This window comes from Frankia sp. CcWB2 (genome assembly GCF_977927585.1).
The window spans coordinates 1,785-5,146 of sequence record NZ_CDWRCM010000276.1 but is presented as its reverse complement, the minus strand read 5'-3'; the positions used below and the strand labels follow the sequence as shown (position 1 = coordinate 5,146).

General features: G+C 70.0%; 3 protein-coding genes. 2 read left to right on the top strand and 1 reads right to left on the bottom strand.

Annotation, left to right across the window (positions count from 1 at the left end):
- The first annotated feature begins 253 nt into the window (after positions 1-253).
- A complete protein-coding gene (locus tag ACY45C_RS20290; RefSeq protein WP_462189143.1) occupies positions 254-826 on the top strand; it encodes a hemerythrin domain-containing protein in 573 nt (190 codons plus the stop codon).
- A gap of 190 nt (positions 827-1,016) precedes the next feature.
- Here the strand turns inward: ACY45C_RS20290 and idi are convergent, their stop codons facing one another.
- Positions 1,017-1,613, bottom strand: a complete 597-nt coding sequence (gene idi / locus ACY45C_RS20285) for an isopentenyl-diphosphate Delta-isomerase (RefSeq protein ID WP_462189145.1) — start codon at positions 1,611-1,613, stop codon at positions 1,017-1,019.
- 437 nt (positions 1,614-2,050) lie between these two features.
- Here idi and bioB point away from each other — a divergent pair, with 437 nt between their 5' ends.
- The gene (gene bioB / locus ACY45C_RS20280) at positions 2,051-3,145 is read left to right on the top strand and encodes a biotin synthase BioB (RefSeq protein WP_462189144.1); all 1,095 of its coding nucleotides are present in this window, start codon (positions 2,051-2,053) and stop codon (positions 3,143-3,145) included.
- Positions 3,146-3,362 lie beyond the last annotated feature (217 nt).

Sequence of the window (3,362 nt, the reverse complement as noted above, 5' to 3'; positions counted from 1 at the left end):
AACGATGAGCTACTCATGGGGCCGTTTATATGGCTACCTCGTACTGGCCCGGATTGGGGACGTCGGTAGGCGGCGAGCTGACCCGGCCGGATCGGGGCACTCTCGGTACCCCGATCGGGGCAGGCTGACGAGCCCAACGTGTCGGTTGGGCCCCGCCGGTCGGGCGTCCTCGATGCCGCGCGATTTCGAGTGCCTTCTCGGGGCACGCCGACGTCGAGGTCCCCGATGGGCGGACCGTGATGAGGAGGACATCATGCCGATCAATGACGCTGGGTTCGACGGCGGCCGAGCGGCGCAGTTCTCCCACGACGACGTCGTGGGAGAACTGCTCGAACAGCACGCCCGCATCCGCGAGCTGTTCGCGGACGTGAAGTCGGCGACGGGCGAGCACAAGCGCCGGGCGTTCGACGAGCTGCGGGCTTTGCTCGCCGCGCACGAGACCGCCGAGGAGATGATCGTGCGGCCGGTTACGAAGAAGATCGACAGTCGGGTGGCCGAGGCGCGCAACCACGAGGAGGACGAAGCCACCCGCGCGCTGCTGGCGCTGGAGAAGATGGATGTCGGTAGCGCCGAGTTCGATGCGAAGCTGGCGGACTTCGAACGGGCCGTTGTCGACCACGCCGAGCATGAGGAGAATGAGGAGTTCCCTCGGGTGCACGCAGCCCGCGACGCCAGGCAGCTGGAAAGCATGGGCCGTCGGCTCCGGACGGCGGAGAAGTTCGCTCCCACCCATCCGCACCCGTCAGCCGCCGGTTCGACCGCCAAGCAGTGGACGGTAGGCCCAATCGCCTCGATCATCGACCATGTCCGGGACGCCGTGAAGTGACGCGGCGGGGTGCCGTGACCTGACGCCGTGCGGCTTGCGGGCGTTGCGATGCCGCCGCGGCGGACGGTCGCGCGGCGTCCGGGACCATCCGCGGTTCGGCAGCCCCGGGCGTCAGCGTCGGCACGGCAACCCTTCTGGAACAGGACGCCCTCTGGAACAGGACGGATGGCCGGCTCTCCGGACGGTCGGCTCAGGCGTGGGTTCCGCCGTCGGCGAGGGAGAGCGCGGCGGTCAGCGGATGGGCCGCCGCGCTGAACGCCGCCATCTGGTCGACCGACCAGGGGCTCAGCGCCCAGGGCGCGGCGGCGGCTACCCGGCGGTAGTCGTCCCACTCGACCCAGCGCCACTCGACCACCTCGGCCGGGTCCGGATCCGGGTCCCCGAGCGCCCGCGCCACGTAGACCGGGCAGACCTCGTTCTCCACGAGACCGTCGGCGGCGGTGGCGCGGTAGACGAAGTCCGGCAGCGCGCAGTGCAGGTCGGTCAGCTCCAGGCGGAGTTCCTGGCCCACCCGGCGCTCGACGGCCCGCGCCAGGTCCTCGCCTGGGCGGGGATGCCCACAGCAGCTGTTCGTCCATACCCCTGGCCAGGTCCGCTTGTCGAGCGATCGGCGGGTGACGAGCAGCCGGCCGGCCGGGTCGAAAAGGTAGGACGAGAACGCCAGGTGCAGGGGGGTGTTGAGGCCGTGCACGGCGATCCGCGGCGCCGTCCCGCAGGGGCGGCGTTCGGCGTCGAGGAGCACGACCTCGTCGGCGGCGGGCGGGACCGGCGCGGTCTCACGCGACACCGTCTGTGGTGACGCCGCGTCACGCGGCACCGTCACGACGTCGGAGTCGGATCCTTGCGGGCTCACTGGTGGGCCTCACTTTCCGGTCGAAGGTCCAGTCGCTGGTCCGGTCGGTGTGGGGTGGGCGCGGGTGGCTGTGGGGCGGGCGCCGGCGACGCTGTCGCCCAACGCGCACGTGTCGTTTTCCTCCACCGGGATCCAGTCGCCACATACCCATCCTCCCCTTCCTCCCCATCCTGCCCGCCGGCGCCGGTCGGCCACGTCCACGTCCGGGTAACCCCGGCCGTACCCCCGCCCCGGCATGGGCGATTGCTGGTTCCGATCAAGGTAACGATGAGAGTGTGGGCGTGGCGGAAGGACGATCACCTGCAGGTTTCCGCCGCCCGCCAATGCCCGCCAGTGCCCGCCGTGCCAGCAGAGGATCGAGGATGACGGACATGGACCTGTCAGCCACCCTGAACAGCCTTGTCAGCAAGGGGGTGAGTGGTCGGGCCCCGACCCGGGACGAGGCCCTAGCCGTCCTGCGCAGTGACGACGACGATCTCATGGATGTCATCGCCGCCGCCTACCGGCTCCGGCGGAGGTACTTTGGCAGGCGTGTCAAGCTGAACTTCCTGGTGAACCTCAAGAGCGGGCTCTGTCCGGAGGACTGTTCCTACTGCTCGCAGCGGCTCGGTTCGAACACGGGAATCCTGAAGTACACCTGGCTCAAGCCCGAGGAGGCCGCCGCGACGGCCGGTGCCGGCATCTCGGGCGGTGCCCGCCGGGTGTGCCTGGTCGCGAGCGGCCGCGGGCCGACGGACCGGGACGTCGACCGCGTGGCGGACACGGTCGGCGCGATCAAGACCGCACATCCGGGCGTGGAAGTGTGCGCGTGCCTCGGCCTGCTGTCCGACGGGCAGGCCGCACGGCTGCGGGCGGCCGGTGCGGACGCCTACAACCACAACCTGAACACAGCCGGTGAGAAGTACGCAGACGTCTGCACGACGCACACCTACAACGACCGGGTTGACACGGTGCAGGAAGCCAGGCATGCCGGCCTCTCACCCTGCTCGGGCATCATCGCCGGCATGGGGGAGAGCGACGAGGACCTCGTCAACGTCGCCTTCGCGCTGCGCGAGCTGGCCCCGGACTCCATCCCGGTCAACTTCCTCATGCCATTCGAGGGCACGCCCCTGGGCGCGGAGTGGAACCTCAACCCCCGGCAGTGCCTGCGCATTCTCGCCATGGTCCGGTTCGTCAACCCCACGGCCGAGGTGCGGCTCTCGGGCGGCCGGGAGATTCATCTCGGCTCGATGCAGCCCCTCGCCCTCTCGGTGGTGAACTCCATCTTCCTCGGTGACTACCTGACCGGTGAGGGCCAGGAGGGCCACCAGGACCTGAAGATGATCGCCGAGGCGGGATTCACGGTGGAAGGTCTCGACGCCGACACCGATACCGAGGCCGAGGCGGCTGTGGCCGCGGGCGCGGGCCCGGAGCGGGTCGCGCTGCGTCAGCGCGGTGCCGGCACCGCCCTGCCGCCCAACGCCTGATCCCGGCATCCACCGCCCGGCCGGCGGATGATCAAGTGGACGTTCGCCTGGCTGGGCTGGCCGGGCCCGGTATGCCCAGAACGAGCATGAGTGCCTGGGCCTCGGCGACCAGATCTGGTTCGAAAGAGCGGTCCCGCGTGGGGCAAGGCGCGATGCCCCCTGCCCTGCGCGCGTAAAATATTTCAGTACAGGGTATTGCTCGGTGCGCTCGGTGCGC